This is a genomic window from Steroidobacter cummioxidans, assembly GCF_003104955.1.
On the sequence record NZ_LSRW01000063.1, the window covers coordinates 1 to 26,311 of the forward strand.

The 26,311-nt window shown below is 62.8% G+C and carries 22 protein-coding genes and 3 pseudogenes; 16 read left to right on the plus strand and 9 right to left on the minus strand.

What is annotated here, in order from left to right:
• Positions 1-59 precede the first annotated feature (59 nt).
• The 5 genes and pseudogenes from D0550_RS37210 (at position 60) to rlmH (ending at position 2,690) form a co-directional block, all read left to right on the plus strand.
• Complete coding sequence (locus tag D0550_RS37210; RefSeq protein ID WP_414717340.1) at positions 60-290, plus strand: hypothetical protein; 231 nt, start codon at positions 60-62, stop codon at positions 288-290.
• A pseudogene (gene holA / locus D0550_RS25475) lies at positions 239-982 on the plus strand (DNA polymerase III subunit delta); the annotation flags it as partial. The gene D0550_RS37210 and the pseudogene holA, both read left to right, overlap by 52 nt.
• A 17-nt stretch (positions 983-999) precedes the next feature.
• Entirely contained in the window at positions 1,000-1,647 is a 648-nt protein-coding gene (nadD, locus tag D0550_RS25480; RefSeq protein ID WP_116812021.1) for a nicotinate-nucleotide adenylyltransferase, read from the plus strand.
• Between the two features lie 101 nt (positions 1,648-1,748).
• The gene (gene rsfS, locus D0550_RS25485; protein ID WP_414717341.1) at positions 1,749-2,198 is read left to right on the plus strand and encodes a ribosome silencing factor; all 450 of its coding nucleotides are present in this window, start codon (positions 1,749-1,751) and stop codon (positions 2,196-2,198) included.
• 21 nt (positions 2,199-2,219) lie between these two features.
• The gene (rlmH, locus tag D0550_RS25490; protein WP_116812023.1) at positions 2,220-2,690 is read left to right on the plus strand and encodes a 23S rRNA (pseudouridine(1915)-N(3))-methyltransferase RlmH; all 471 of its coding nucleotides are present in this window, start codon (positions 2,220-2,222) and stop codon (positions 2,688-2,690) included.
• Between the two features lie 654 nt (positions 2,691-3,344).
• On the opposite strand, the gene D0550_RS25495 is transcribed toward rlmH, so the two are convergent.
• A complete protein-coding gene (locus D0550_RS25495; RefSeq protein WP_116812024.1) occupies positions 3,345-4,184 on the minus strand; it encodes a serine/threonine protein kinase in 840 nt (279 codons plus the stop codon).
• A gap of 164 nt (positions 4,185-4,348) precedes the next feature.
• Between D0550_RS25495 and D0550_RS36145 the strand changes: the two genes are divergently transcribed.
• From D0550_RS36145 to D0550_RS25530, 7 genes are all read left to right on the plus strand, one after another.
• Positions 4,349-5,293, plus strand: a complete 945-nt coding sequence (locus D0550_RS36145; protein ID WP_241520923.1) for an O-acetyl-ADP-ribose deacetylase — start codon at positions 4,349-4,351, stop codon at positions 5,291-5,293.
• Between the two features lie 92 nt (positions 5,294-5,385).
• Positions 5,386-6,000, plus strand: a complete 615-nt coding sequence (locus D0550_RS25505; protein ID WP_116812025.1) for a Maf family protein — start codon at positions 5,386-5,388, stop codon at positions 5,998-6,000.
• Positions 5,997-7,481, plus strand: a complete 1,485-nt coding sequence (gene rng, locus D0550_RS25510) for a ribonuclease G (protein ID WP_116812026.1) — start codon at positions 5,997-5,999, stop codon at positions 7,479-7,481. The genes D0550_RS25505 and rng overlap by 4 nt, the downstream gene beginning before the upstream one ends.
• 23 nt (positions 7,482-7,504) lie before the next feature.
• Entirely contained in the window at positions 7,505-11,497 is a 3,993-nt protein-coding gene (locus D0550_RS25515) for a YhdP family protein (protein ID WP_116812027.1), read from the plus strand.
• Between the two features lie 13 nt (positions 11,498-11,510).
• Positions 11,511-12,443, plus strand: a complete 933-nt coding sequence (locus D0550_RS25520; protein WP_116812028.1) for a carbon-nitrogen hydrolase family protein — start codon at positions 11,511-11,513, stop codon at positions 12,441-12,443.
• Between the two features lie 36 nt (positions 12,444-12,479).
• On the plus strand, positions 12,480-13,985 hold the full coding sequence (gene tldD, locus D0550_RS25525; protein ID WP_116812029.1) for a metalloprotease TldD: 1,506 nt from the start codon (positions 12,480-12,482) through the stop codon (positions 13,983-13,985).
• Positions 13,986-14,063: 78 nt separating this feature from the next.
• Positions 14,064-14,291: a hypothetical protein gene (locus D0550_RS25530; RefSeq protein ID WP_116812030.1), complete on the plus strand. Its 228-nt coding sequence runs from the start codon at positions 14,064-14,066 to the stop codon at positions 14,289-14,291.
• Between the two features lie 5 nt (positions 14,292-14,296).
• Here D0550_RS25530 and D0550_RS25535 read toward each other — a convergent pair whose 3' ends face one another.
• From D0550_RS25535 to yjgA, 4 genes are all read right to left on the minus strand, one after another.
• Positions 14,297-15,691 carry an AAA family ATPase gene (locus D0550_RS25535; RefSeq protein WP_116812031.1) on the minus strand — a complete coding sequence of 465 codons (1,395 nt, stop codon included), beginning with the start codon at positions 15,689-15,691 and terminating at the stop codon, positions 14,297-14,299.
• A 167-nt stretch (positions 15,692-15,858) separates the two neighbouring features.
• Positions 15,859-16,941 carry a 5-(carboxyamino)imidazole ribonucleotide synthase gene (locus D0550_RS25540; RefSeq protein WP_116812032.1) on the minus strand — a complete coding sequence of 361 codons (1,083 nt, stop codon included), beginning with the start codon at positions 16,939-16,941 and terminating at the stop codon, positions 15,859-15,861.
• Positions 16,938-17,444, minus strand: a complete 507-nt coding sequence (gene purE / locus D0550_RS25545; RefSeq protein WP_116812033.1) for a 5-(carboxyamino)imidazole ribonucleotide mutase — start codon at positions 17,442-17,444, stop codon at positions 16,938-16,940. The genes D0550_RS25540 and purE overlap by 4 nt, the downstream gene beginning before the upstream one ends.
• A 38-nt stretch (positions 17,445-17,482) precedes the next feature.
• Positions 17,483-18,010, minus strand: coding sequence for a ribosome biogenesis factor YjgA (gene yjgA / locus D0550_RS25550; protein WP_161966051.1), 528 nt, complete (start codon positions 18,008-18,010; stop codon positions 17,483-17,485).
• A 111-nt stretch (positions 18,011-18,121) separates the two neighbouring features.
• Between yjgA and pmbA the strand changes: the two are divergent.
• Positions 18,122-19,482 (plus strand): annotated as a pseudogene (pmbA, locus tag D0550_RS25555) (metalloprotease PmbA).
• Here pmbA and D0550_RS25560 read toward each other — a convergent pair.
• Positions 19,483-20,823: a YihY/virulence factor BrkB family protein gene (locus D0550_RS25560; protein WP_116812035.1), complete on the minus strand. Its 1,341-nt coding sequence runs from the start codon at positions 20,821-20,823 to the stop codon at positions 19,483-19,485.
• A gap of 41 nt (positions 20,824-20,864) precedes the next feature.
• On the opposite strand from D0550_RS25560, the gene D0550_RS25565 reads away from it, so the two are divergent.
• A complete protein-coding gene (locus D0550_RS25565; protein ID WP_116812036.1) occupies positions 20,865-21,722 on the plus strand; it encodes a cobalamin-binding protein in 858 nt (285 codons plus the stop codon).
• Here the strand turns inward: D0550_RS25565 and D0550_RS25570 are convergent.
• Together D0550_RS25570 and D0550_RS25575 are read right to left on the minus strand one after the other, a co-directional pair.
• On the minus strand, positions 21,688-22,680 hold the full coding sequence (locus D0550_RS25570) for a sensor histidine kinase (RefSeq protein WP_116812037.1): 993 nt from the start codon (positions 22,678-22,680) through the stop codon (positions 21,688-21,690). The genes D0550_RS25565 and D0550_RS25570 overlap by 35 nt on opposite strands.
• A 25-nt stretch (positions 22,681-22,705) precedes the next feature.
• Positions 22,706-23,578, minus strand: coding sequence for a phosphoribosylaminoimidazolesuccinocarboxamide synthase (locus D0550_RS25575; protein WP_116812038.1), 873 nt, complete (start codon positions 23,576-23,578; stop codon positions 22,706-22,708).
• 197 nt (positions 23,579-23,775) lie between these two features.
• Between D0550_RS25575 and djlA the strand changes: the two genes are divergently transcribed.
• Both djlA and rpe read left to right on the plus strand, forming a co-directional pair.
• Positions 23,776-24,600, plus strand: a complete 825-nt coding sequence (gene djlA / locus D0550_RS25580; protein ID WP_116812039.1) for a co-chaperone DjlA — start codon at positions 23,776-23,778, stop codon at positions 24,598-24,600.
• Positions 24,601-24,617: 17 nt separating this feature from the next.
• Positions 24,618-25,295, plus strand: a complete 678-nt coding sequence (rpe, locus tag D0550_RS25585; protein WP_116812040.1) for a ribulose-phosphate 3-epimerase — start codon at positions 24,618-24,620, stop codon at positions 25,293-25,295.
• 186 nt (positions 25,296-25,481) lie between these two features.
• On the opposite strand, the pseudogene crp reads toward rpe, so the two are convergent.
• Positions 25,482-26,117: pseudogene (gene crp / locus D0550_RS25590) on the minus strand (cAMP-activated global transcriptional regulator CRP); the annotation flags it as partial.
• Positions 26,118-26,311: the final 194 nt, after the last annotated feature.

Below are 26,311 nucleotides of genomic sequence, written 5' to 3' on the forward strand. Positions count from 1 at the left end.
GGCTCGGAGATGTGTATAAGAGACAGGAACCGCTGTTGGTGAACGAAGCGGCCGACGCCGTGCGTGCGCGTGCCCGCAGCCAGGGTTTTACCGAGCGTGAATTGCATGTGGTCGAGCGTGGCTTCGACTGGCAGGCGCTGCTCGCCAAACAGCAAAGGCAAAATTGTCGCTGTTTCGCCGAGCGCAAGATCATCGAGATCCGGAATGACCAAATCCGACCCCGGGCGAGCAGGGCGCCGATGCCATCATCGAGCTGGCGACCGAGCCGTCGGCCGACAACCTGGTGCTGATCGTCACCGGCAAGATGGACGGTCGCGTGCAAGGCTCGCGTTGGGTCAGCGCCATCGAAAAGCATGGCGTGGTGGTGCAGATCTGGCCGGTGGAGCTGGCCCGCTTGCCCGCCTGGATCCGCGATCGCCTCGCCAAACAAAATCTCAAAGCCGATGCCGAAGCGGCGACGCTGCTGTCGGAGCGAGTGGAAGGCAATCTGCTGGCCGCCCACCAGGAAGTCGAAAAACTGGCGCTGTTGTTGCCGCCAGGCCCCGTGAGCGCCGACACGATCATCGATGCGGTCGCCGACAGCGCGCGCTTCGATGTTTTGCAACTCGGTGACGCGGCCATGAAAGGCAATGCGGCGCGAGCCTTGCGCGTCCTGGAAGGACTGCGCGGCGAAGATGTCGAGCCGCCGATCGTGCTCTGGGCGCTCAACAAGGATTTGCAGTGGATCGCACGTTGTCAGCATCTGATGCGTCGAGGCCAGAGCGCCGACAGCGCCATGAATGCACTCTACGTGTGGCGCAATCGTCAGCCAGCCATGAAGCATGCGCTGTCGCGCCTGAAGCCGAAAACCGTGCGCGAGCTGCTGCTCAGCGCCGAGCGCGCCGATCGCATGATCAAGGGTGTGATCCGCAGCAATCCGTGGCTGGAATTCGAACGATTGGTCGCAGGACTCGCCGGCGTCAGGCTCGCGACCGCTGCCTAAAGCTGCATAACCTTCCCATGACGACGATCGGTATTTTCGGCGGCACCTTCGATCCGATTCATTTCGGTCACCTGCGCACCGCCTTTGAATTGCTGCAAGCGCTGCGCTTGAACGAAATGCGCTTCATGCCGGCCGGCACGCCCCCGCATCGTGATACCACGGTGGCCGATGCCGAGCAGCGCCTCGCCATGGTCAAAGCTGCGACCGAAGGCCAGCCGGGCTTCACCGTCGACGATCGCGAGATCCGACGCGAAGGACTGTCTTATTCGGTCGATACCATGCGGACCTTGCGAGCGGACTTTCCCGACCACTCGCTGTGCCTGATCGTCGGCATGGACGCATTTTTAGGCTTGCCGAAATGGCACCAGTGGCGTGAACTGCTGGAGCTGGCGCACCTGGTCGTGGCCCACCGTCCCGGCTGGCGCGCCCCGAGCATGGGGCCGCTGGGCGAGCTCCTCGTCGATCGCGGCACCGGCCGCATCAACGATCTGCACGAGCAGCGCGCCGGGTGCATCTACATTCACGCGGTGACGCAGCTGGAAATTTCGTCCACCGAAGTGCGCAAGCTGATCGCGATGGGCCGCGATCCACGTTATCTGATGCCCGATTCGGTCCGGGCGATCATCGAGCAGACCGGCTGTTACAAGTCGCAACCCAAGAGGTGAGCATGGCCGTCAAGCGAGCAAAAACTTCCCGATCCAGTGCTGGTGCCAAAGCCAAATCCGCCAAAAAGAAGGCTGCCAAGGCGCCTGCCAAAGTCACCAAGCTGAGCACCGCCCGAAAGAAGCTCGCGAGTAAGGGGCCGGCGCCGGCAGCGAAGAAGAAAGCCACTCAAAGCAAGGCGCCCGCAGCTGCGGCACCGAAGCGGCAGCCGGTCGTCAGCGTTGTCGAGCACGCGCTCGATGAGATGAAGGCGGTCAACGTGAAAGTGCTGGCGGTGAACAAGCTCACCGACATCACCGACACCATGGTCATCGCCAGCGGCAACTCCGATCGTCACGTGCGCTCGATCGCGGATCGCGTGGTCGAATTCGCGAAGAAGGCGGGTTTCCGTCCGATGGGCGTGGAAGGCGAGCGCGACGGCGAGTGGGTGCTGGTCGATATAGGCGACGTGATCGTCCACATCATGCTGCCGAAGGTGCGCGAGTTCTACCGGCTCGAAAGCCTGTGGGACGTGAGTGCCGCGCGCCGCGAAGCGGCCGAGCAGAGCGCCTGAACCCGAACGTGTGAACAACTCATGCGGTTGATCGTCGCAGCTGCTGGGACAAAGCTGCCTGACTGGGTCAACGCCGGTTTCCAGGAATACGCGGGCCGCTTCACGCGCGACTACAAGCTAGAACTCAAAGAAATCGCGCTCGGTCAACGCGCCGGGTCCAGCCCCCCGGCGCAAGCCATCGCCAAAGAAGGCGAGAAGATGCTCGCTGCCATTCCCCAAGGCGCGTATGTCGTAGCCCTGCAGGTGGGTGGCCGGAACATATCCAGCGAACAGCTGGCTCAGTTTCTCCAACAGCGCGCCCGCGACGGTCGCGATGTGGTTTTCTGCATCGGTGGGCCGGAAGGCCTGGCGCCTGACGTCGACGCACGTGCGGACTTCAAGTGGTCCCTCTCCGCGCTCACTTTGCCGCACGCGCTCGCACGCGTTGTCGTTGCTGAGGCGCTGTATCGCGCGGTGATGATTATCAAGGGGCATCCTTACCATCGGGCTTGAAGTGCCGGATGAGAGCGTTGGTGGCTCGGCGGTGGCTGTCGGGGGTCTCGGGAAACTCGCGAGCGTCTTTACTGCTGGTGGGCTGTGCGTCGATGGCTGCCGCACGATTTGGTCAGTGGCTGCGTCACGGTCAGTGTCGCTCGCCCTTAACGCGCTATCGCGCTGCGAGCTGCAACGCGCGGCGGCGGAGGTACTGCCAGCGTGCAACGGTTTGCTCGAATGGCGGCGGGCTTAGCGTCACGGTGCTTGCGAACTTCCCGAGACCCCCGACAGCCACCGCCCCGAACGAACTGAAGTGAGCTCACCGGAGCGGCCGCGCTTTAGCGCGGCCGCAACTGCCGTTGCGACAACGCGCGAGCTCAAATTTTCAATTGAGGGCTGGTGGTCGGAGCAGAGTCACGCGCAACGCGCCTGAGACCTTTCGGCGTCGGCGGGAGCGACCTACCTCCGCCCGGCAGCTTTTCGGTACAGGGACGGGACCGAAACAGCAGGGCTCATCATGGACGTGCGGTGAGGAGCGCAGTGCGCTCCGGCCGTGCCCGGTGCCGGGCGGAGGTAGGTCGCTCCCGTCGACGCGAACCACCGACGCCTCTGACAGCACGTCGACGCGAACCACCGACGCCTCTGACAGCACGTCGACGCGAACCACCGACCTCAAACTTTCAAGCGAGCCAGCTCCGCCACCGCAGACGCAACGGTCGGAAACCTCTCGTTCGGGTCCTTCGCCAGCATTCCATCGATCAAACGTTGGAAGCGACTGAGCGACTCCGGCAACACCGGGATCGGGTCGTTGCGATGGGATTGGATGATGGCGATCACCGAGCCGCCTTTGAACGGCCGCTGCCCGGTCAGCATTTCATAGAACATGATGCCCAGGCTGTAGATGTCGCTGCGCTGATCGACCTCGGCGCCTTCCGCCTGTTCCGGGCTGATGTAGTAGGGCGAGCCGCGCACTTCGCCGGCGTTGGTGTGTGAAGTGCCCAGATGTTTGGCCAGGCCGAAGTCGATGAGCACGATGCGGCCGTCGGGTCGCATCATGACGTTGGCGGGCTTCAGATCGCGATGACAGAGGTTGGCGGCGTGCACAACCTGCAAAGCCGCGGCGATCTGCAGAAAGATGTCCACGCTGTCTTTCGCCGTCATCAAGTTGCGAATGCGCAGCTCGAGGCTGCCGCCCGGGAAGTACTCGGTGACGATGTAACGAAAGTCCTCGCCGTGGCCCCAGTCGTAAACATCGACGATGGCCGGGTGTTTGATGCGCATCAGCAGCTCGCGCTCGCGCTCGAAGCGCTCCTCTTCGCCGGCTTCGAGGGTCGACAGCGGGCCGGTGCGCAGCACCTTGATGGCCACGTTGTGGCCCAGCTCCACCGACAACGCCACGTGCACCTCGGACTTCGGCGAGCGCGCGATGGTTTGCAGGAAACGATAACCGGGAATGGTCGGAAACGCCGCGCGCTGCCGACTGCCGGGAACTTTTTTATCCTCGGGGCGCATCCTTGACCCTATTCACGTTGACTCGACATCGGTCGGAAGCAATGTATAGAACATCCTGAGTTGATTTTCGCCGCACATCCGTTGCCACTGAAGCAGTCGCAAATGAACGTGACGAGGTTATGATAGGAAGCGGCCACGGCATTGGCCAGGACGGGATCGAGGATATGGCGATAGTCATGGAGTCCAGCTACTCAATCGACGCCAGTGCAAACCTGATCAGGCTCAAAGTCTGGGGCGAGTTGACGACCGATTCGTTGATGGAGTTGCTGAATCAGGCACGCGCCGATCCGGAATATGTCCCCGGCATGCATGCCATCGCCGATTATCGCGAAGCGTATGGCAATTGGGACTACAGCGAAATCCAGCGCCTGCGCGACTACCTGGTGCACATTGCCGTCCCCTGCGAAGTGCGCTGGGCCGCAATTGTCAAACCGGGGAACCTGGCGGCCGCCGGGCACGTCCTAATTCTCATCAGCGAGGCCGTCGGCTCGGACATAAGGATGCGCATGTTCGAGGAGCCGGCCGCCGCTTTGCGCTGGGCGCAAGGGCAAGACCGACCGAAAGCTCCCATGAGTCACGAATTCCTGAACGGCCGGGTCGAGGTCTGCACCGGTGACATCACCGGGTTGCGGGTCGATGCCGTCGTGAATGCGGCCAATGCCTCGTTGCTGGGCGGGGGCGGCGTCGACGGCGCCATTCATCGGCGCGGCGGCGGGGAAATTCTGCGGGCCTGTCGGGAGCTGCGCGAAACGTCCTATCCGCAAGGCTTGCCGGCCGGTGAGGCGGTGCTGACGACCGCGGGCAATCTGCCGGCGCGTTTCGTCATTCATACCGTCGGCCCGATCTGGGGTCGCGATCAGCAGGCGCAGACGCTGCTCGCGTCCTGCTACAAGAAATCCATTGCGCTGGCGGCGAATCATGCGCTCGGCTCGGTGGCGTTCCCGGCCATTTCCACCGGCGCGTATGGCTACCCGAAGGACGAAGCGGCCGCGGTCGCATCGACCGCGATCATGGAGGCGCTGTCGCAGGCCGACGCGATCGAACGGGTGTCACTGGTGTTCTTCTCGGATGCCGATCGCGACGTGTTCCTTGCGAATCAGCAGTTCTAGTCGCGGCCCAAGTTCAAAAACGGGCCTCAGTCGCAGTGAATACTGCGACTGAACAATGTTCCTGACGCGCTCTGGCCTGTATCCTTCGGCGCATGTCAGAACCTGCAACTTCATCTGCCAAGCCGTTGATCTACTTGGCCTCGGCGTCGCCCAGGCGCAGCGCTTTGCTGGCCCAGATCGGGGTCGCGCACCGGGTCGCGCCGGTGTCCGTCGACGAGTCCGTGGCCGGGGCCGAAGCGCCGGAGAAATATGTCACACGACTCGCCGCGCTGAAGGCCGACACGCTCTGGGACACGCTGCCGCAGAACGAGCGGCTGCCGGTGCTCGGCTCGGACACCACCGTCGTTGTCGATCAGGCCATCCTCGGCAAGCCGGCCGACGAAAACGACTGTGTGCGCATGCTGCAGCTGTTGTCGGGGCGTACGCATCAGGTGCACACCGCCGTGGCGGTTCGCAGTGCTCACGGCAGTGAAGTGCGTTTGAGCATCAGCGATGTGACTTTTCGAAAGCTCGCCGAGGCGGAAATGCGGGCTTACTGGCGCAGCGGCGAGCCTGCCGACAAAGCGGGTGGCTACGCCATCCAGGGGCGCGGCGCCGTGTTCATTCGTCATATCGCCGGCAGTTACTCCGGCATCATGGGGTTGCCCTTGTTCGAGACCGCCGAATTGCTCGCCGCGCATCAAATCACCAGTGAGGTTCAAGGATGACGGCCGAGATCCTCATCAATATCAGCCCGCGCGAAGCGCGCGCCGCGCTGGTGGAAAACGGCGTGCTGCAGGAAATCTTCCTGGAGCGGGCCAACAAGCGCGGCCTCATCAGCAACATTTACAAGGGACGAGTGTCCCGGGTGCTGCCGGGCATGCAGGCCGCATTCGTCGACATTGGCCTGGAGCGCACTGCGTTTCTACACGCTTCCGACATCGTGCATCCGGCGGTGGGTGAGAACGGCAGTCCCGATCTGCCGGTCGATGAAGGGCGCACGCCGGATATTCAGACGCTAGTCAGCGAAGGTAGCGAAATATTGGTCCAGGTGCTGAAGGATCCGCTGGGCACCAAGGGCGCGCGCCTGACGACGTTCATTACGATTCCGTCACGCTACCTGGTTTACATGCCCAAGGGGCGGGGCATCGGAATCTCGGCGCGCATCGAAGATGAAGCGGAGCGGCAGCGCCTGCGCGAGGCCGCGAGCCTGTTCGTGCGGCCCGATGAACCCGGCGGTTATATCGTGCGTACTGCTGCTGAGGGCGCGACGCCAGACGCGTTGCGCGCCGACATGATGTTCCTGCAGAAACTGTGGACCGTGCTCAGCGAGAAAGCGGCCGGCACCCGGCCGGGCAATCTGGTGCACGAGGATTTGCCATTGCCGGTACGCGTCATGCGCGACGTGGTGTCCACTGGCATCGAACACGTCAGTGTCGATCAGCCCGAGACCCATCAGCGCATGATCGAGTTCGCGCGCACTTTCATGCCCGAGATGAGCGAGCGCATCGAGTTGTACAAGGGCGATCGGCCGATCTTCGATCTGTACGGCGTCGAGGACGAAATCCAGAAATCGCTGGAGCGCAAAGTGCCGCTCAAATCCGGCGGCCATCTGATTTTCGACCAGACCGAATCGATGACCACCATCGATGTGAACACCGGCGCCTATGTGGGCCAGCGCTCCCTGGAAGAGACGATTTTCCGCACCAACCTGGAAGCGGCCGTGGCGATCGCGCGCCAGCTGCGCCTGCGCAACCTGGGCGGCATCATCATCATCGACTTCATCGACATGGAAGAGGAGGAGCATCGCAAGCAGGTGTTGCAGGCGCTGGAGAAGTCGCTGGCCGCCGATCATGCGAAGAATCACATCTCGTCCGTGTCGCCGCTGGGCCTGGTGGAGATGACGCGCAAGCGCACGCGCGAGAGCCTTGAACATATGCTGTGCTCGGCCTGTCCAACCTGCGAGGGCCGCGGCTTCGTCAAGACTACGGAAACAGTTTGTTACGAGATCTTCCGCGAGATTCTGCGACAGTCACGCCAGTTCCAGTTCCAGGAGCTGATGGTGCTGGCGCATCAGGATGTGATCGAGCGGCTGCTCGACGAGGAGTCGGCGGCGCTGGCCGAGCTGGAAGTGCACACGGGCAAGCCTATCCGTCTTCAGACCGAAGCGCTGTACCAACAGGATCAATACGATGTGGTGTTGATGTGATTGCAGTGTAATGCCTTCCGGTAATGTCCCCACGCCCACGCAAAATCCTTAAATGGCTGCTCGGCACCCTGGTGGTGCTGGTGGTCGTCGTGGGCCTGTTGTTTGCCCTGTTCGGCTTCATCGTCGGGCGGGTGCCGGAATATCGAGTACAGCTGCAGGACTGGATCGGCGAGCGCAGCGGGCTGATCGTCGAATTCCGGACGCTGAGCGCGCGCCTGCGGCTGTATGGCCCGGAGCTGGTGTTCGATGATGCCGTCGTGCGCACGCCGGATCGCACTCGCACCTTGTTCGTTGCCCGTCGGGGCAGTGTCGGTTTCGATCTGTGGACCTCCCTGGTCAATCGTCGACTGACCGGAGGGCGCTTCGCACTCGAGGCGCCGGAGATCGCGCTGATCCGCACGCGCGAGGGCAAGATTCAATTGCTGGGGCAAAGCGCGCTGCCCGAGCGCGAGATCAAGCCGATCTCGTTGGAACAATTACCGACTGGCCGCTTCGTCGTGCATGACGCGGTGGTGAGTTTCCGTGATGCCATCACTGGGCGCGGACCTTGGTCGCTGTCGGGAGTGAATTTCGAGCTCGCGCGCAGCACGCAATCGATGGAGTTGCATGGCACGGCCTCACTGCCGCCGGCCCTGGGCGACCAGCTGAAGTTCTCGGCGACGGCCGAAGGTGCGCTTCAAAACTCCAGCGCGCTGCTCTCGACCTTCAGCGTGCAGGGACAGAAGTTGGATCTGGCGGGCTGGGCCGATCTGTTGCCCGATGCGTGGCCCGCGCCCGAGAGCGGTCACGGCGCCGTGAGCGTGAGCGGCACGTTGAAAGGCACTGAGTTGTTGCAGGTGTCAGCAGCCGTCGATGTGGGCCAGCTCACTACAGAGTTGCCCGTGTGGTCGATTCCGCTGCCGGCAGCGGCGCCATTGGTGCCGCCCGACCACGATGACGATGAGCCGAAACACGCACCCAAACATCCCATCGAGCCCGCGCCGCCACCACCAGTCGCTGAAGAGCCTTACCAGCCACCGCCGCCGCAAATACTGAGTTACTCGCGACTGGCGTTTGCGCTGAACGCGCAGAAGTCGAACCAGCAGTGGAATGTCACTCTGTCCGACCTGGATGCGATCCGCTCCGACTCGTCATGGCAGGCAAAGAAAATCGTGGCGCGCTGGTCGCATAACGATCAGGGCATGCTCGAGGTCAGCGGCGAGGCGGATCGACTCGTGCTCGAAAACATCTGGCCCTGGCTTGCGTATGTGCCGGAAAGCGAAGCGATGGCGCGCGTGCGCGCCATGCAGACGCGAGGTGCGTTGACCGACGTGAAGTTCTCGTTCGCGCGCACGGCGGCCGATGTGCCTGCCACTTACTCGGTGCAAACGAAGCTCGATGGCATCCAGTTCGCGCCGGTGTTGCAGGTGCCGGGGCTCGCCGGCATCTCTGGCAGCATCGAGGCCAACGATCGTGGCGGTCAACTGCGGCTGGCGACCAAGGTCGTCGAGTTCAACCTGCCGCGAATGTTTCGCAGCGTGCTGGTCGCGTCCTCGGTTGACGGTACTGTGTCGTGGCAGCGAAATGACGCGGGTCTGGTGATTGACACCGACCAGGTGCGAGTGCAGGGGGACGATGGCCGCGCCGTGGCTCGCATGCATTTGACGCTGCCCAGCGATGGCACCTCGCCGATGATGGATCTGTTCGCACAGGGCGAAGATCTGAAAGTCGGCTCGACGCACAAGTACCTGCCGGCCGACAAGCTCGGGCCGAAGACATTGGAGTGGTTCGATCAGGCCTTGGTCGACGGGCACGTCTCCACGGCGGAGTTCACATACAAAGGACCGATGCGTCAGTTCCCGTTCCGCCACGACGAAGGAACATTCCTGGTGCGCGCGCAGGTCGACAACGCGCTGTTCGATTACCAGGAAGGCTGGCAGCCGGCGCGCGATGTCGCGGCTGAAGTCGAGTTCCGCAACGAAGGTATGCGCATCCACGCCACGACGGGCACGGTCGGGAATCTGCGTCTGACTCAAGCGACGGCCGAGATTCCCGATCTCAAACACGGCGAGCTGTCGATCAAGGCGGCGGCTGCGAGCGATGTGGACGCCGGGCTCGCTTTCGTGCGTGAGAGCCCGATCGGCCCGAGCCTGGGTGAAACGTTTGCGCGATTGCGCGGGCGAGGGCCGATGACCGCGGACGTGCACTTGGACTTGCCGCTGGAGCATCTCGACGATCGCAAGATCGACGTCACCGCGCGTATCGCCGATGCGACCGTGACGGTGCAAAGGGTCTCGGCGCCGGTGCAGTCGTTGACCGGTGAGCTGACCGTCAAGAACGAATTGATCGCCGCGGCGGACCTGAAAGGTCGATTCCTGGGCGGGCCGATGGCGTTGAAGATCGAGCAGAGCAGTGCCAAGACTGCACAGCTGGAGGCGCAAGGTCATGCAGAGGCGTCCGAGCTGCATGCACTGTTCTCCCTGCCGGCGACGGTCAAGCTCAGTGGCGCCAGCGACTACCGCGTGAGCATGCCGATCGCGAGCGGCGACACTGAAGCCGCAAAACGGCTCCACATCAAAATCGATTCCAATCTGCGCGGGCTCGGAGTCACTTTGCCGGAGCCGCTGGGCAAGGGCATTGCGGACGAGCGGCCGCTGCAGGTCGCATTGGAGATCGATGACGATCAGCTGCTGTCGCGCACCGCTTATGGCGATGTGAGGGCGTTGATCCGGCTGCGTGAGTCGAAGAATGGTTGGGCTCTGGATCGCGGCGGTGTGCGTGCCGATGCGGTGGCGCCGGCATTACCAAGCCATCGCGGACTGCGGATCGAAGGCAACGTGCAACGGTTCGTGCTGGATGATTGGCTGGCGCTGCGAGGCACGGACGCGACGCCCGGAGGCGCTGCCAGCGACGACGAAGGTCCGAAGCTGTCGGACTATCTCCAGGCCGCGAACGTGCGAGTCGCCGACTTTCAAATATTCGGTTATCGCTTCGCCGATCTGCGCGGCGTGTTGCAGGCGACTCAGAGCGGTTGGCGCGTCGATGTGAGCGGCGACAATGCCGCGGGCCAGGTGTTGATTCCCGAATCGTTCACTGGAACACAGCCGCTGCGCGCGACCATGGAGCGGCTGGTCATCAACAAGGTGCCCGCAGCGGAAGGAACTCCAGCAGCAGACGATGACGATGACGACGTGGATCCACGCAATCTGCCGAACATGCAGATTTACGTGAGCAACTTTCTTGTCGGCAGCAGAAACGTCGGCGCGGTCGATTTGAAAGCGACTCGAGTCTCGCAAGGTATTCGCTTCGACAACGCCACCATCCTCGCCGAATCAGTGCGCGCGGACGCACGGGGGCAGTGGTTGAGGACTGTGGATGGTCCGCGATCCACTCTGGATGCGACCATTGCAAGCAAGGATGTCGCGGCCACGCTGAAAGCGCTCGGCTACACGCCATTCATCGAAGCAAAGCGCGGCGAGATCACAGCGGACGTGGCGTGGAATGGCGGCTTCGACAGCAACATTCTCGAACATGCTTCGGGTGCGATCAGCGTCGAGGCGGAGAGCGGTCAGATTGCGAATGTGCAACCCGGCGCAGGTCGCGTGCTCGGCTTGTTCAGCGTGGGCGCGTTGCCGCGTCGACTGGCACTCGACTTCAGCGACCTCACCGAGAAAGGGCTGGCGTTCGATACCATCCACGGCGATTTCGAATTACGCGATGGCAATGCCTATACGAACAATCTGCTGCTCAGAGGCCCGGCTGCGGAGATAGGCATCGCGGGCCGTACTGGCCTGGGCTCGCGCGACTATGACCAGACCGCGGTCGTGACCGGCAATCTCGGCGCTTCCTTGCCGGTGGCTGGGGCGTTGGCTGGCGGTCCGGTCGTGGGTGCGGCGGTGTTGCTGTTCTCACAGGTATTCAAGGAGCCCCTCAAGGGCATCACCCGCGGCTACTATCGCATCACCGGACCCTGGGATTCCCCAGTGGTCGAACGAGTCGATGCGGCGGATGCCAAGGCGGAAGTGACGGGTGACTGATTCAACTGCTTCCATGATCAAAAGTGGCCAAGGCCCTTTTGACGCGTCGGGCAAAAGGCGCGACTTTTCCCCGACGCGTGTAGCTGTACTGCAAATGACCTCGACCCCCGAGGTCGAAGCCAATCTGGCGATGGCGCGCAGCTTGTTGGAGCGTGCGCACGCCGCAGGCGCGACGCTGGCGGCGCTGCCTGAGAACTTTGCCATCATGGGCCGCAAGGAGACCGATAAGGTCGAGGTGGCCGAAATCCCCGGCGAGGGGCCCATTCAGGCGTTTCTAGGCCGCTGCGCGCGCGAGCTGGGTCTGTGGATCGTCGGCGGCACGATTCCCCTACGCGTCGAGAATGAGCCGCAGCGCGTCGCCGCCGCATCGCTGGTGTTCGACGAACAGGGCCGCTGCGTCGGGCGCTACGACAAGATTCATTTGTTCGATGTAGCCATTCCCAATCGAGATCGGCCAAATCGCGACGCGCCCCAGCGCGATGAGCGCTATCGGGAATCCGCCACGGTGGCGCCGGGCAGTCAGCCCGCCGTCGTGCCGACTCCCCTGGGTAGAATTGGCATGGCGGTGTGCTACGACGTGCGCTTTCCGGAGCTGTTTCGGGTGTTGCAGGAGCAGGGGGCGGAAATCCTCAGCCTGCCTTCAGCGTTTACCGCACCTACCGGTAAGGCGCATTGGGAATTGTTGATGCGCGCGCGGGCGGTCGAGAATCTGTGCTACGTCCTGGCCCCAGCGCAAAGTGGCATCCATCCCAATGGGCGGGAGACCTGGGGAGACTCGCTCATCGTGGACCCCTGGGGCCAGGTCGTTGCCCGCGTCGCCGAGGCCGGTCCCGGCCTTGCAGTGGCGGAAATCGACCGCACTGTGCAACAAGAACTCCGCGAACGATTCCCGGCCCTGTCGCATCGGCGTTTTACAATCGCGCCGCCGCCCCTGACCGATCGATAATCCCCCGCGGACCGATCACGAGGAATACCCACACGCATGAGCACCACGACCCGCGCCGTTCACGACCGTCTGCATCTGGAATTGCCCAAGGCATTCAGCGCTTCACAGCCGCTGGATGTGGCGCGCCAGGCCATTCTCGCGCCCTCGGGGCTGGATGAAGATCGTATCGCCGGCGTGCTCGGTAGCGTGATGGGCTACAGCGTGGATTACGCCGATTTGTATTTTCAGCTGAGCCGCGAGGAGTCGTGGTCGCTCGAAGACGGCATCGTCAAGGACGGCTCACACAGCATCGAGCAGGGCGTTGGCGTGCGCGCGCTCGCCGGTGAGAAAACCGGTTTTGCCTATTCGGATGAGATCGTGTTGCCGGCGCTGACCGAAGCGTCGCTCGCGGCGCGGGCCATCGCACGCAGCGGAGCAAACAAATCCATGCAGGCGTGGCGCTCGACCGCCGGCCATCAGCTGTATCTGCCGTTCGATCCGCTCGAAGGCTTGAGCGACACCGACAAAGTGGAATTGCTCGAACGCGTCGATCGCGAAGCGCGTCGTATCGATCCGCGTGTGACGCAGGTGATGGCGAGCTTGTCCGGCGCGCATGAAGTCGTGCTCGTGATGGCGAGCGATGGCACCGTTGCCGCCGACGTGCGTCCCCTGGTGCGAATGAATGTTTCTGTGATCGTCGAGAAGGACGGTCGGCGCGAGCAGGGTTACGCGGGTACGGGCGGTCGTTATGGCTTCGCCAAGTTCCTGGAAAAAGATCGTTGGAAAGAGCTGGTGCACGAAGCAGTGCGCGGTGCGTTGGTGAATCTCGATGCCGTGCCGGCGCCGGCGGGTACGATGACCGTGGTGCTCGGTCCGGGTTGGCCGGGCGTGCTGTTGCATGAAGCCGTGGGCCACGGTCTGGAAGGCGACTTCAATCGCAAGGGCACTTCGGCATTCTCCGGCCGCATCGGCGAGCAGGTCGCTTCCGAGCTGTGCACCATCGTGGACGACGGCACGCTTGGCTCGCGTCGCGGCTCGTTGAACATCGATGACGAAGGTGTGCCGACTCAGTGCACGACGCTGATCGAGAACGGCATCCTGCGTGGATATATGCAGGACAAGCTGAATGCCCGACTGATGGGGGTTGCGCCGACAGGTAACGGTCGCCGCGAATCGTTCGCGCACATGACCATGCCGCGCATGACGAATACATACATGCTGGCCGGCAAGCACGATCCGCAGGAAATCATCGGCTCGGTGCAGAAGGGTCTGTATTGCCGCAACTTCGGCGGCGGCCAGGTGGATATCACCTCCGGCAAGTTCGTGTTCTCGGCCAGCGAGGCGTATCTGATCGAAAACGGCAAACTGGGCGCGCCGGTGCGTGGCGCCACGCTGATTGGCAACGGCCCAGAGGTGATGCGCCGGGTGTCGATGGTCGGCAACGATCTGAAGCTGGACGAGGGCGTCGGTACCTGCGGCAAGGAAGGGCAGGACATTCCAGTGGGAGTCGGCCAGCCGACCCTGCGCGTCGACGGGCTGACCGTCGGCGGTACCGCCGCTTAGTACCTTCGCTCTGTCAGTTACCCCGGACGGCGGCCGCGCTGATACGATTGCGCGGTCGCCGGTCTCAGTCCGTTTCCTATGTGGATTTCTCGTCCCCTCTACGAGCTGCTGCCCTACCTGTACATGCTGGTGGGCGCCGGCCTATTGGGGGCGGCCTGGCTGATCGAGGCCAAGACCTGGCCCAGTGTGTTTCTTGCGGTGGGCGCGCTCAGCCTGATGGGCGGGCTGGTGCTGTGGCTGCGCCGGAAGGACTACCGGACCAAACAGGCCGAATACGACAGCCGCTCGCTCGACGATAAAATCTAACGACCTCAGCGGCCGCCGCCGAACTCGTTCGCGCGCTGCTCTTCCTCTTCTTCCTCGCGTTCCGCCCGTTCCTCCAAGGAGGAACCGTCGTCCTGTGCAAGCGTGGCCGCGTGGCCGCGGTCCGGGCCGTCATGCATGGGCTGCGCATCGTCGTCCATTTCGTGGAACGCCGTGCGGCTGCGATTGGTGCGCTCGTCGAAATACATGATCTCGTGCTGACCGATCTGCACCACGTCGCCATCGTTCAGCATGCGGCGGCGGACGCGCTTGGAGCGCACGTAAATTCCATTGGTGCTGTTCAGGTCTTCGAGCACCGATGTATGAATCGAAGTGATGATCTGCGCGTGGTGTCGGCTGATGAATTTGCTGTCGATCTGCAGATCGTTGTCGGGCGTGCGACCGATGATGAAGCGGCCGGGCGTCAGCTCGCGCTCGGCGATAGTCTGACCGTTGAAGCCGACCAGGATACGACCGAGCACGATGCGACGCGCGCCGGTTGGTTCTTCTCCGCCGTTCATGCCGCCGTGCATGCCGCCATTCATGCTGCCCGGGATGCCATGCAGCGCCTGTAACTTCACGGAACGCTCGGCGTATTCGACCCACTGCAGCTCTTCGACCGCCGCCTTCACATCGTCGACCGTCACGGAGGCGCGATCCTGCGCGAACGCGGCCATCATCGCCGTATCGGCGAGTGTGTTCACCAGACGCGGCACGCCGCCCGTATAGCGATAGATCAGCGGGAATGTTTCCGGATCGAAAATCTGCCGGCCCTGCGAGCCAGCCACTTCCAGACGATGCTGGATGTATGCGGCCATATCGGTCTTGGACAGCGCGGTCAGATGGAAGCGCAGACGAATGCGCTGTGCCAGCTGTACCAGTCCCGGCGCGTTGAGCTTGTCGTTCAGCTCCGGCTGACCGGCCAGGATGATGCGCAGGACCTTTTCCTTGGTGGTCTCCACGCCCGACAGCATGCGGATCTCTTCCAGGACCTTGTTTGACAGATTCTGGGCTTCATCGACGATCAGCAGCACGCGCCGGCCGTTGGCATATTGCTCGACCAGGAATTCGTTCAAGGTCGCCAGCAGCTCGGCCTTCTTCATCTTGAACGGCGAAAAACCGAACTGCACCAGCACGCTCTGCAGGAATTCGATGGCGGTGACCTGGGTCTGATTGATCTGCGCCACCACCACGTCCTTCTCCAGCTCCTTGAGGAAGGTTTCGATCAGGGTGGTCTTGCCCGAGCCGATCTCACCGGTGATCACCACGAAGCCGTCGGTGAACCAGATGGTGGACTCCATGTACGCCTTGGCGCGGGCATGGTGCTTGGACAGATACAGGAACTGCGGGTCCGGAGTCAGCCGAAACGGCAGTTCGTGCAGCTTGAACAGTTCGAGATACATTGCGGCGTTGGATCAGTTCCGTAGGCCTGTCGGGGGAGGGCTTGGCGGGCGGGACCGCCCCGAAAGCCCGCCGTCGAGGCGATGCAAGTTTACGCAAGAACCGTAGCCGGACACAAAAATCCCGATGTCAATTCACCAGAATCTGGCGATTGACGAAATCGCTCGAGTTACATCTTCAGCCGGAGCAACTGCTGCAATGCCCGATCCCTGGCGGCCGGCGATGGGGCGTTGATGGTGCAATGTCCTAGCTTGCGGTTAGGGCGCGGTTCTTTACCGTAGCTGTGGAAGTGTACGCCCGACACCTTCAGAATGTTCCCCAGCTCGGGAATGCTACCGATGAAATTCATCATGGCCGAGTGACCGTTCGGACGAGTGCTTCCCAGCGGCAAGCCGAGGATGGCACGCACGTGATTCTCGAACTGACTGGTCTGTGCACCCTCGATGGTCCAGTGCCCCGAGTTGTGCACGCGAGGCGCCATCTCGTTGGCAATCAACTTGCCGCCGCGCACGAAGAACTCGATGGTGAGCACCCCGGCGTAGTCCAGATGTTTCAGCAGCCGGCGCATGTATGTTTCCGCCTGCTTCTGCAACGAGGCGTTGCGATACGGCGCAATTGAATGGCGCAAAATGCCTTGCGAATGTGTGTTCGCCGACAGCGGATAAAACACTGTCTCGCCGCGCGTGCTGCGCACACCGATGATGGAAACTTCGCGCGAGAAGTCGACGAAGCCTTCGTAGATCAGCGGCACGGTGCCGAGTGTCTGCCATGCCGTTTCGATGTCTGCGGGTTTGCGCAGATAGAACTGGCCGCGGCCGTCATAACCGAGACGGCGCGTCTTGAGCACAGCGGGCAAGCCGATGTTTTCAACGGCGACGCGCAGATCTTCGAGCGAGTCGACTGCCATGAATTGCGGCGTCGGAATCTTCAACTGCCGGAACAATGTTTTCTCGTGCAACCGGTCCTGCGAGGCGCCGAGCGCCTGCACCGGCGGCAGGAAAGGTTTTCGGCCTGCGATCGGCTCGACCGCTGCGACCGGCACGTTCTCGACGTCGAAGGTCACGACATCGACTTCATCGGCCAGCTCGGCCAGCTTGTCCGGATCGTCGAAGGCGCCGGGAATGATGCGGCCGACCTGGCCGCCGGGCGCGTCGCTGCTCTGATCCAGGAACACGAAACGCAGGCCGAGCGGATAACCCGCCAGGGCCAGCATGCGTCCCAGCTGGCCCGCACCGATGATGCCGATCTTCATGGCCGGGAGGCGGCAGTGAGGGACGGGTCGGGGTTGGCCAGCACGGTCGCGGTCTGGTCGGCCCGGAACTTGTCGAGCGCGGTGCGCACCGGCTCGTATTTGTTGGCGAGGATCGAAGCGGCAAACAACGCAGCGTTGGTCGCGCCAGCCTGACCGATCGCGAGCGTGCCGACCGGAATGCCGGCCGGCATCTGCACGATGGACAGCAATGAATCGATGCCGCTGAGCATCCGCGACTGCACCGGCACGCCCAGCACGGGCAGGCTGGTTTTGGCAGCGGTCATGCCCGGCAGGTGGGCAGCGCCACCGGCGCCGGCAATGATGACCTCCAGACCGCGCTCGCGCGCCGTCTCGGCGTACTCGAACAGCAAGTCCGGTGTGCGATGGGCCGAGACCACGCGTGTCTCGAATGCGATGCCAAGGCGCTGCAGGGTGTCCGCAGCAGGCTGCAAAGTCTCCCAATCGGACTTCGAGCCCATGATGATGCCGACCAACGGTTTCATACGCGTGATTGTAGCAAGCAGGGGTGGATGGATGACGCTTATTCGGGCTCGCGTGACAGCGCGTCACGCAGCACGCGAAACAGCTCGCGGCCGGCGGGTGTGACCTTTTGCGCCGCCTGCAGCTGTTCCTTGCGAGCCCGCTCGGTCAGCTTGCCGATGGCGTTGCTGTCGATGTGCGGGAACTCGGTTTTGAAGCTGGCCAGCGCTTCGCTGCCTTCACGCAGCAGCCGGTCGCGCCATTGCTCGATGCGGTGGAACCGAATGGCTTCGACGCGCTCCCGGTCGCGCCTGGCGTTCAGGGCCTCGCGGATCGGCTCGGCGTCGATTTTGCGCATCAGCTTGCCAATGTACTGTTTCTGCCGGTACAGGCCGCCATGGGCGGTGATGCGACGGGCCAGCACCACGGCATCGCGCAGTTGTTCGGGCAGGGGCAGGGCGTCCAGCTCGCTGTCCGACAGCGCGATCAGCGCTTCGCCTAGCGCCTGCAGGTCGTCGCTCTGCCGCTTGCGCGCGCTTTTACTGGGGCGCTCGTCGTAGGAGCCGTTCTCGTCGGCGTCGTCGGTCATGTCAGGACAGGCCGTTTCTGGGGGCGCAAGGATGCGTGCCCGACGGCCCCCATGCAAGTCGTCGGTCTCAGCTGGCCGCGGTGGAACCATGCCGACTGATACAATCCGGCCATGGCTCAAGTTCCCAGCACCTCATCCACCCAGCTCAGCCACTCGCAACAGGACCTGCAGGACCTGGTTGCCTTAGCGATCGAGGAGGGGCGTCGGCTCGGCGCGACTGAATCCGAGGTCGGTGTCAGCGTCGACACCGGGCTGTCGGTCACCGCGCGTCTCGGCGAAGTCGAGACGCTCGAGTATCAGCGCGATCGCGGCATGGGCATCACCGTCTATCGGGGCAAGCGCAAAGGCACGGCGAGCACCGGCGATCTGCGCCCTCAAGCGATTCGTGAGACCGTTGCTAAAGCATTCAGCATCGCCGGCTTCACGGCGGAAGATGAGTGCGCCGGCTTGCCTGATCCCGAGGATCTGGCGCGTGAGTTTCCCGATCTGCAGCTGTCGCATCCGTGGGGCATCGAGCCCGACGCTGCACGCGATCTGGCGGTGGCTTGCGAAGCGGCGGCACTCAAAGCCGACAAGCGCATCGGCAATTCCGAAGGCGCGACGCTGTCGAGTCATCAAGGCCTGCGCGTGTTCGGCAATTCACTCGGATTCCTCGGCGGCTTTCCGAGCAGCATTCACAGCCTGAGCTGCGTGGTCGTCGCGCAGGAAAACGGCGAGATGCAACGGGATTACTGGTATAGCTCGGTGCGCGACTGGCGCGAGCTCGAAGATGGCGAGTCCATCGGCAAGACGGCTGCAGCGCGCGCGTTGCGTCGTTTGAATGCGAAGAAGCTGTCGACGCTGACTGCGCCCGTGCTGTTCGTCCCCGAGCTGGCTCGCGGTCTCATGGGGCATTTCCTCGGTGCGATTCGCGGCGGCAGCCAATATCGACGCGCGTCGTTCCTGCTCGACGCCGCCGGTCAACAGATCTCTTTCCGTCGTGGCTGCAGATTTCGGAGCGGCCGCATATTCCCAAAGCGCTCGCCAGCTCGCCCTTCGATAGCGAAGGTGTGGTCACGCGCGATCGCGAATTGATCAAGGACGGCGTGCTCACCGGCTACGTGCTGAGCACCTATTCGGCCCGCAAGCTCGGGCTGCGCACCACCGGCAATGCCGGCGGTGTTCACAATCTCATCGTCTCCTCGGGGTCCGATGACTTTCAGGCGCTGCTGAAGAGGATGAACCGCGGCCTGATGGTCACCGAGCTGATGGGCCAGGGCATCAACGGCGTGACCGGCGACTACTCGCGCGGCGCCGCCGGCTTCTGGATCGAGAACGGCGAGATTCAATATCCGGTGAACGAGATCACCATCGCCGGCAACCTCAAGGACATGTATCGCGAGATCGTTGCCGTCGGCAGCGACGTCGATGCGCGCGGCGGCATTCGAACCGGCTCGGTGCTGCTCGAGAAGATGACGATCGCGGGCGAGTAGTTACGCCTGATGAGTGGGCAGGTGGCGGACGTTGTTGGTCTGTTCGACCAGCTCCGCCACCGTCTTTCCTTTCAAGCTGTTCTGTAGCGCCTGCTCGGCAATCCGCGCCGCTTCCACTGCCGGCGCGATATCTCTGATTTTGGCGAGGCGCGGCCCCGCGGTGTCGTGACGGACGGCGTCCAGCACGTCGTTCAATTCGATCGCATGCGGATCGCGCGCCGGTACCCAGCTGTCATCTTCAGCAACCAGCAACAGCTTGCGCTCTTCGAGCGCGTCCATGATCGGCGTGAGCGCAGCGCCCGGCAGATCCAGATGGTCGGCGAGACGATTCACTGTCCAGCGATGCTGTGCCGTCCGGTAGTCGTTGACGATGAGATACATGATGGACAGCGCGACGCGCTCGCGCAGGCTCGAGTTCAGCGCGATCACGCCGCGCCCTGGCCGCAGGTACTGCGGGTTCTGCACATAGAACCCCAGCTGCGCGCCGAGCAGCAGGATGAGCCAGGAGATATACACCCAGATCAGCGCCGCGACGACGATGGCGAAGCCGGCATAGATGATCGTGGTGGTGGTCGTGCTCGAGACGAATCTAGCCATCACCATGCCACCGAAAGCCCATGCCGCACCGGCAGCGACACCGCCGATCAATGCGGCGCTCATGCGCACTTTGGTGTTGGGCACGAAGGCGTACATGAATGTGAATACGCCCGAGACCAGCAGATATGGCGTGAGACGACCCAAGAGGAGCACCACCGTGTCGAAGGGCCGGTAATGCGACAGCGTTTGTACGAAGCTGCTGCTGCCGAGCGTCGCCATCAAGCCAAACGCGCTGACGATGACCACCGGCCCGACCACCATGACGCTGAGATACTCGCTGAAGCGGCGCCCGATGCTGCGAGGCTGCTCGACACGCCATACGAAATTGAAGCTTTCTTCGACCTTCTGCACGGTCGAGATCAAGTAGTAGAGGAGGAACATCAAGCCGAGGGAGCCGAGCACGCCGCCACGCACGTTATCGACGAAGCCCATCACCTGCTGGGTGATTTCGTAGGCGCGGTCGCCGAGCGGCTCCAGGAAGCTGTACAGTACCGGCTCGAGCTCGCGGTGATAGCCCAGGCCTTTGAGCACCGAGAAGGACAGGGCGATGATGGGCACGATCGACAGCAGCGTCGTGTACACCAGGCTCATGGCGCGGAGCGTGAGCTCACCGAGGGTGATGTCGCGTATCAGTGCGTAGGGATAGCGCAGAATCCGCGTAAGTTTCCACAGCGGCCGGCCGATGATGGATTCCGGCGGCTCGAACAGCCAATGTTCCAGACGGGCTAGCAGCAGCGCGATCATGCAAGAGCAGCCTGACACGCGCGCGGCAGACGAGCAAGTTTATGAATGACACACCCGGCTCCCGTCGAAACGGCCTCGGCCTGTTTCGACCAGAAGACAACTTTCCATCCCGCATCGTCTGCCTCACCGAGGAGACTACCGAGACGCTGTACCTGCTCGAAGAGGACTGGCGCATCGTAGGTATTTCGGGTTTTACCGTGCGCCCCGCCCGGGCCCGCAAGGAAAAGCCCAAGGTGTCGGCGTTCACCAGTGCCAAGGTCGATCGCATCCGGGAGCTCGAGCCCGATCTGGTGCTGGGCTTCTCCGACCTGCAGGCCGATATCGCCGCCGACCTGGTGCGCCACGGCTTGAACGTGCACATTTTCAATCACCGCGACATTGCCGGCATCTTCGGCATGATCAGCATCCTCGGCGGGATGATTGGCTGCGAAGCGAAAGCGGCGCAGCTGTGCGCCAGACTCGCGGCCAATCTCGACAGCATTCGCGCGTCGGCGGCGCAGTTCACGACCCGGCCGCGCGTTTATTTCGAAGAATGGGATGAGCCGATGATTTCGGGCATCCGCTGGGTGTCGGAGCTGATCGGTGTCGCCGGCGGTGACGATTGTTTCGAAGACAACTCGCGTCAGTCGCTGGCGAAGAATCGCATCATTGCCGACCCGCAGGAGGTCGTGCGACGCGCGCCCGACATCATTCTCGGCTCGTGGTGCGGCAAGAAGTTTCAACCCAGGAACGTCGCTGCGCGCGCCGGTTGGGGCGCAGTGCCCGCTGTCGCCAACCAGCAGCTGCACGAGATCAAGTCATCGATTATTTTGCAGCCGGGGCCGGCGGCGCTGACCGACGGCATCACCGCAATTCACAAGGTCCTCAAGGCGTGGCAGGCGGGGACAGCGGCGTGTTGATCGTGAAATAAAACGTCGCGCCTTCGTCGACCTGCGCCTCGGCCCAGATGCGGCCGTTGTGACGTGCGATGACGCGTTGGGCGGTGACGAGCCCGATGCCGCTGCCCTGGAATTCCGTGTCCGGATGCAGCCGCTGAAATGGCACGAACAGTTTGTTCGCATAAGCCATGTCGAAGCCGACGCCGTTGTCACGCACGAAGTAGATATGACCGCCGGTGACGCCGGTCTGCACACCGACGCTCACCATCGGTCGCGCGGCTTTGATCGTAAATTTCCACGCATTCGCCAGCAGGCAATCCATCGCGATGCGCAGCAGGCGCGCGTCGCCTTCGACGTGCATGTTGGGTGCGATGTCGACTTGCACGTCGTGACCCGGAAATTTATCGCGCAGCGCCGCGGCGGCGTCCATGCAAACTTGCGTGAGATTCACGGGCCGAATGTTCAGTTCGGCGGTGCTGATGCGGGACAGACCGAGCAGCGCTTCGATGAGACTCGACATGCGCTGACTCGCATCGTGAATGCGCCGCAGATAGTGCAGCGACTTTTCATCGAGCTGATCCGTGGCGGTTTCCTGCAGGATCTGGCTGAAACCGGAGAGGCTGCGCAAGGGGGCGCGCAGATCGTGAGAGACGGCGTAAGCAAACGACTCCAGCTCGCGATTCGCCGCTTGCAGCTGGCGCGTGCGTTCGGCCACACGCTTTTCCAGGTCGGCATTCATCTGCTGCACTTCGCGCTGCGATTCCAGCAGCGCGGAGACGGCGGCTTCGTCGCGTCGTTTGTGGCGGCGGAGCAGGATGTACAGCAGCACGGCCGAGCCGAAAATGGCCAGCCAGCCTTTGGCCGTGTGCAGGATCTGCATCGTGCGCGGATCCAGATCCAGCCAGGCCAGCCAGCGATCGGTGACGAAAATCCAGATGGCGCCGGCCGCCAGATAGATCAATGCGATCGTTCTTGGCATGAGCGCTCGACTTGCCAGTGCGCCGTTAAGTGGTCAGACGGCGCAGCGCTTCGGCGTATTTCTCGCCGGTCTTCTGGACCACCTCGGGCGGCAGCTTCGGGCCGGGCGGACGCTTGTCCCACACCAGCGTTTCCAGATAGTCGCGCACGAATTGTTTGTCGAAGCTCGGCGGGCTGGTGCCGGGCCGATAAGTGTCGGTCGGCCAGAAACGCGACGAGTCGGGCGTCAGCGCCTCATCGATCAGCGTCAGGTGACCGGCATCGTCGATGCCGAACTCGAACTTGGTGTCGGCAATGATGATGCCGCGCGTGAGCGCGTATTCGGCGGCGAAGCGATACAGCGCGAGCGCCGTGGCGCGCACTTGTTCGGCCAGGCCGCGGCCGATGATCGCGACCATACGGTCATAATCGATGTTCTCATCGTGTTCGCCGAGGTCGGCTTTGGTGGCCGGCGTGAACAGCGGCTCGCTCAAGCGATCCGCCTGGCGCAGACCCTCGGGCAGCTCGATGCCGCAGACCTTGCCGGTCTGCTGGTAATCCTTCCAACCCGAGCCGATCAGATAGCCGCGCACCACCGCTTCGATGGGCAGCGCCTTGAGGCGCTTCACGATCATGCTGCGATCGGCAATCGTCGCACGCTCGGCGGGGTCAGTGACCACACTCTCCAGCGGCGTGTCCAGGATGTGATTGGGCACGATGTGCTTGGTGCGGTCGAACCAGAAGCGCGAAATCTTGGTCAGAACCGCGCCCTTGCCGGGAATCGGATCGGGCAGCACCACGTCGAACGCGCTCAGGCGGTCGGTGGTGACGATCAGCATCTGGCGGTCGTCGATGGCGTAGATATCGCGGACTTTGCCCTGGTGGATGCGCTTGAGGCCGCTCAAACGCGACTCGAGCATGGGCGGGGAGGGCTGAGTCACTGGTTTACTCGATGAAAATGAGAGGAAAAACACTGTTGAGCGTCGGGCGAATGGTGGCGCAGCACGAGGCTGCTACCATACGGCACAGCAACCAACCAATGGTGGATTGTGTCCACCAACGGTTAGTTCTCCAAAAAGTGGATTCTCGCAGCGGGTGACGAGGGCTTCAAGCATCGATGTTCTGGCAAGGTAAAGCACTGGGTGCGCTGATCGGCGTGGCGACTGCGGGTCCGTTCGGCGCATTGGTCGGCACCTTCATCGGTCACCTGTTCGATGCGCATGCCGAAAGCGGGGTTGGCGCTCGCCTCGGCGGCAATGCCGAGGACGATGCGGCTGCGTCCCAACTGTCCGGCGTAGGCGTGCAGGAAGCCTTCTTTCGCGCCACGTTCCAAGTCATGGGGCACATGGCGAAGGCGGACGGGCGCGTTTCCGAAAATGAGATCCGCGCCGCGCGCGCCATCATGGCCGAGTTTCGCCTTGGCGAGCGTGAAGTGCAGTTCGCCATCAACTTGTTCACGCAGGGCAAGGAGAAGGACTTTCCGCTGGAAGCCACGCTGCGCACCCTGCGCCGGATGCTGGGCAGCCGGCCCGACGTGCTGCGCATGTTCATCCAGATTCAGCTGCAGACCGCTTTGTGGAGCGGCAGCTTTTCTCCGGCAGCGCGACAAGTGATGGCGCGCGTTGCAGCGTCGCTCGGCGTGTCGGCTTACGAGGTCGTGCAGATGGAGGCGCTACTGCGCATGCAGCAGTCGTCCCGTCAGCCGCCCGAAGCGCGTCCCCAGGTCGATAAGGTTGCGCAGGCGTATGAGGTGCTCGGCATCACCCGCGATGCATCCGATGCCGAAGTCACGAAGGCATATCGCCGCTTGATGAATCAAAATCATCCCGACAAGCTGGTCGCACGCGGCCTGCCGGAGTCGATGATGAAAGTTGCCGAGGAAAAAACCCGGCAAGTGCGCGCTGCTTACGAAGTGCTGCGCGAAGCGCGCGCGATGCGATAGATCACGAGGTTTCTCCCATGTCACATCAACCCTGGATTGCTCCGTCCATTCTTTCGGCCGACTTCGCGCGTCTCGGCGAAGAAGTGAAAGCGGTGCTCGAGGCCGGCGCCGACACCGTCCACTTCGACGTGATGGATAATCACTATGTGCCCAATCTCACCATCGGGCCGCTGGTGTGCGAGGCGTTACGCAAGTACGGCGTGACCGCGCCCATCGATGTGCATCTGATGGTCAAGCCGGTGGATCGCATCATCCCCGACTTTGCAGCGGCTGGCGCCACTTGGATCAGCTTTCATCCCGAAGCGAGCGAGCATGTCGATCGCACCATCGGTTTGATTCGCGAGCATGGCTGCCATCCCGGCATCGTGCTCAATCCTGCGACGCCGTTGAACGTGCTCGACTACGTGCTCGATAAGGTCGACATGATTCTGCTCATGTCGGTGAACCCGGGCTTCGGCGGGCAGAAGTTCATTCCTTCCGCGCTCACCAAACTGAAGAAAACGCGCGAGATGATTGCCGCGAGCGGTCGCGATATCCGCCTGCAGATCGATGGGGGAGTGAAGGTCGACAACATCGGCGAGATCGCCGCGGCCGGCGCCGACACGTTCGTCGCGGGCTCGGCCATCTTCGGCTCGAAGGATTACCGGAAGACCATCGCCGAGATGCGCGCCGAGATTGCCAAGGCGACGAAGTGATCGCCTGAAAGCACAGAGGCCGCTTGCGCGGCCTCTGTTGGAATCTTATTCCTCGTCCTCATCGTCGAAGTCATCGTCATCATCGTCGTCGTCATCCGTGCGACGATTGGCTGGTGACGTGGCGGCCGTTGCAGCGCCAGCGCGACCCGCGGCGGCGGCCAGCGGCGGCTTGGTCTTCATCTTCGGCCGGGCGCCGAACACGACGATGGTCTTGCCAGTCGCGCGCAGCAGGCCCTGATCCTCCAGCACCTTCAACACGCGGCCCGCCATTTCACGCGAGCAGCCGACCAGGCGCGACAGCTCCTGACGGCTCACTTTGATCTGCATGCCTTCCGGATGAGTCATCGCATCGGGCTCGCTGCACAGATCCATGATGGCGTGCGCGACGCGGCCGGTGACGTCGACGAAGGCGAGATCGCCGAGCTTGCGGTTGGTGCGATCCAGGCGGGTGGCGAGCTGCGTGGCGAGCTCGAACACCAGGCCCGGGCTTTCGGCCGCGAGCTGACGGAAGCGGGGATAAGTCATTTCGGCCAGCTCGCACTGCTGACGCGTGCGGACCCAGGCGCTGCGCGTGGGCTGTTCGTAGAACAGGCCCATCTCACCGAAGAACTGCCCCTTGTTGAGGTAGGCGAGCACCATCTCGTTGCCTTCCTCGTCCTCGATCATGACTTCGACCGAGCCGCTGACGATGTAGTACAGCACGTCCGGCAGGTCGCCGGCATGGATGACAACGGTCTTGGAAGGCACCGTGCGAATCCGGCAGTAGCTCAGGAACCGGTTGATCGCCGGAATATCGCTCAATGGCCTTGCACCCTCTTCCATACCCGCCCCTATTCGCCTTGTGCTTGTAACTAAATGACTTTAGTGGGATGACTTGACGACAATATGTCTTGCCGCGCCTTTTAATACAGTATGACCCAACACCGCAAGCTTTTGCTTGCACGGCAAATCTTTACGTCGACTATTTGACGGCAAGACCCAACGTCATTCAGGCCAATGTGTCGACTTGGTCACAT

Excerpts from the sequence above, each read along its gene's own strand:
- nadD (WP_116812021.1), top strand. The coding sequence starts at position 1,000 with ATGACGACGATCGGTATTTTCGGCGGCACCTTCGATCCGATTCATTTC.
- rlmH (WP_116812023.1), top strand. The coding sequence starts at position 2,220 with ATGCGGTTGATCGTCGCAGCTGCTGGGACAAAGCTGCCTGACTGGGTC.
- D0550_RS25495 (WP_116812024.1), bottom strand. The coding sequence starts at position 4,184 with ATGCGCCCCGAGGATAAAAAAGTTCCCGGCAGTCGGCAGCGCGCGGCG.
- D0550_RS36145 (WP_241520923.1), top strand. The coding sequence starts at position 4,349 with ATGGCGATAGTCATGGAGTCCAGCTACTCAATCGACGCCAGTGCAAAC.
- D0550_RS25505 (WP_116812025.1), top strand. The coding sequence starts at position 5,386 with ATGTCAGAACCTGCAACTTCATCTGCCAAGCCGTTGATCTACTTGGCC.
- rng (WP_116812026.1), top strand. The coding sequence starts at position 5,997 with ATGACGGCCGAGATCCTCATCAATATCAGCCCGCGCGAAGCGCGCGCC.
- D0550_RS25515 (WP_116812027.1), top strand. The coding sequence starts at position 7,505 with ATGTCCCCACGCCCACGCAAAATCCTTAAATGGCTGCTCGGCACCCTG.
- D0550_RS25520 (WP_116812028.1), top strand. The coding sequence starts at position 11,511 with ATGATCAAAAGTGGCCAAGGCCCTTTTGACGCGTCGGGCAAAAGGCGC.
- tldD (WP_116812029.1), top strand. The coding sequence starts at position 12,480 with ATGAGCACCACGACCCGCGCCGTTCACGACCGTCTGCATCTGGAATTG.
- D0550_RS25530 (WP_116812030.1), top strand. The coding sequence starts at position 14,064 with ATGTGGATTTCTCGTCCCCTCTACGAGCTGCTGCCCTACCTGTACATG.
- D0550_RS25535 (WP_116812031.1), bottom strand. The coding sequence starts at position 15,691 with ATGTATCTCGAACTGTTCAAGCTGCACGAACTGCCGTTTCGGCTGACT.
- D0550_RS25540 (WP_116812032.1), bottom strand. The coding sequence starts at position 16,941 with ATGAAGATCGGCATCATCGGTGCGGGCCAGCTGGGACGCATGCTGGCC.
- purE (WP_116812033.1), bottom strand. The coding sequence starts at position 17,444 with ATGAAACCGTTGGTCGGCATCATCATGGGCTCGAAGTCCGATTGGGAG.
- yjgA (WP_161966051.1), bottom strand. The coding sequence starts at position 18,010 with ATGACCGACGACGCCGACGAGAACGGCTCCTACGACGAGCGCCCCAGT.
- D0550_RS25560 (WP_116812035.1), bottom strand. The coding sequence starts at position 20,823 with ATGATCGCGCTGCTGCTAGCCCGTCTGGAACATTGGCTGTTCGAGCCG.
- D0550_RS25565 (WP_116812036.1), top strand. The coding sequence starts at position 20,865 with ATGAATGACACACCCGGCTCCCGTCGAAACGGCCTCGGCCTGTTTCGA.
- D0550_RS25570 (WP_116812037.1), bottom strand. The coding sequence starts at position 22,680 with ATGCCAAGAACGATCGCATTGATCTATCTGGCGGCCGGCGCCATCTGG.
- D0550_RS25575 (WP_116812038.1), bottom strand. The coding sequence starts at position 23,578 with ATGCTCGAGTCGCGTTTGAGCGGCCTCAAGCGCATCCACCAGGGCAAA.
- djlA (WP_116812039.1), top strand. The coding sequence starts at position 23,776 with ATGTTCTGGCAAGGTAAAGCACTGGGTGCGCTGATCGGCGTGGCGACT.
- rpe (WP_116812040.1), top strand. The coding sequence starts at position 24,618 with ATGTCACATCAACCCTGGATTGCTCCGTCCATTCTTTCGGCCGACTTC.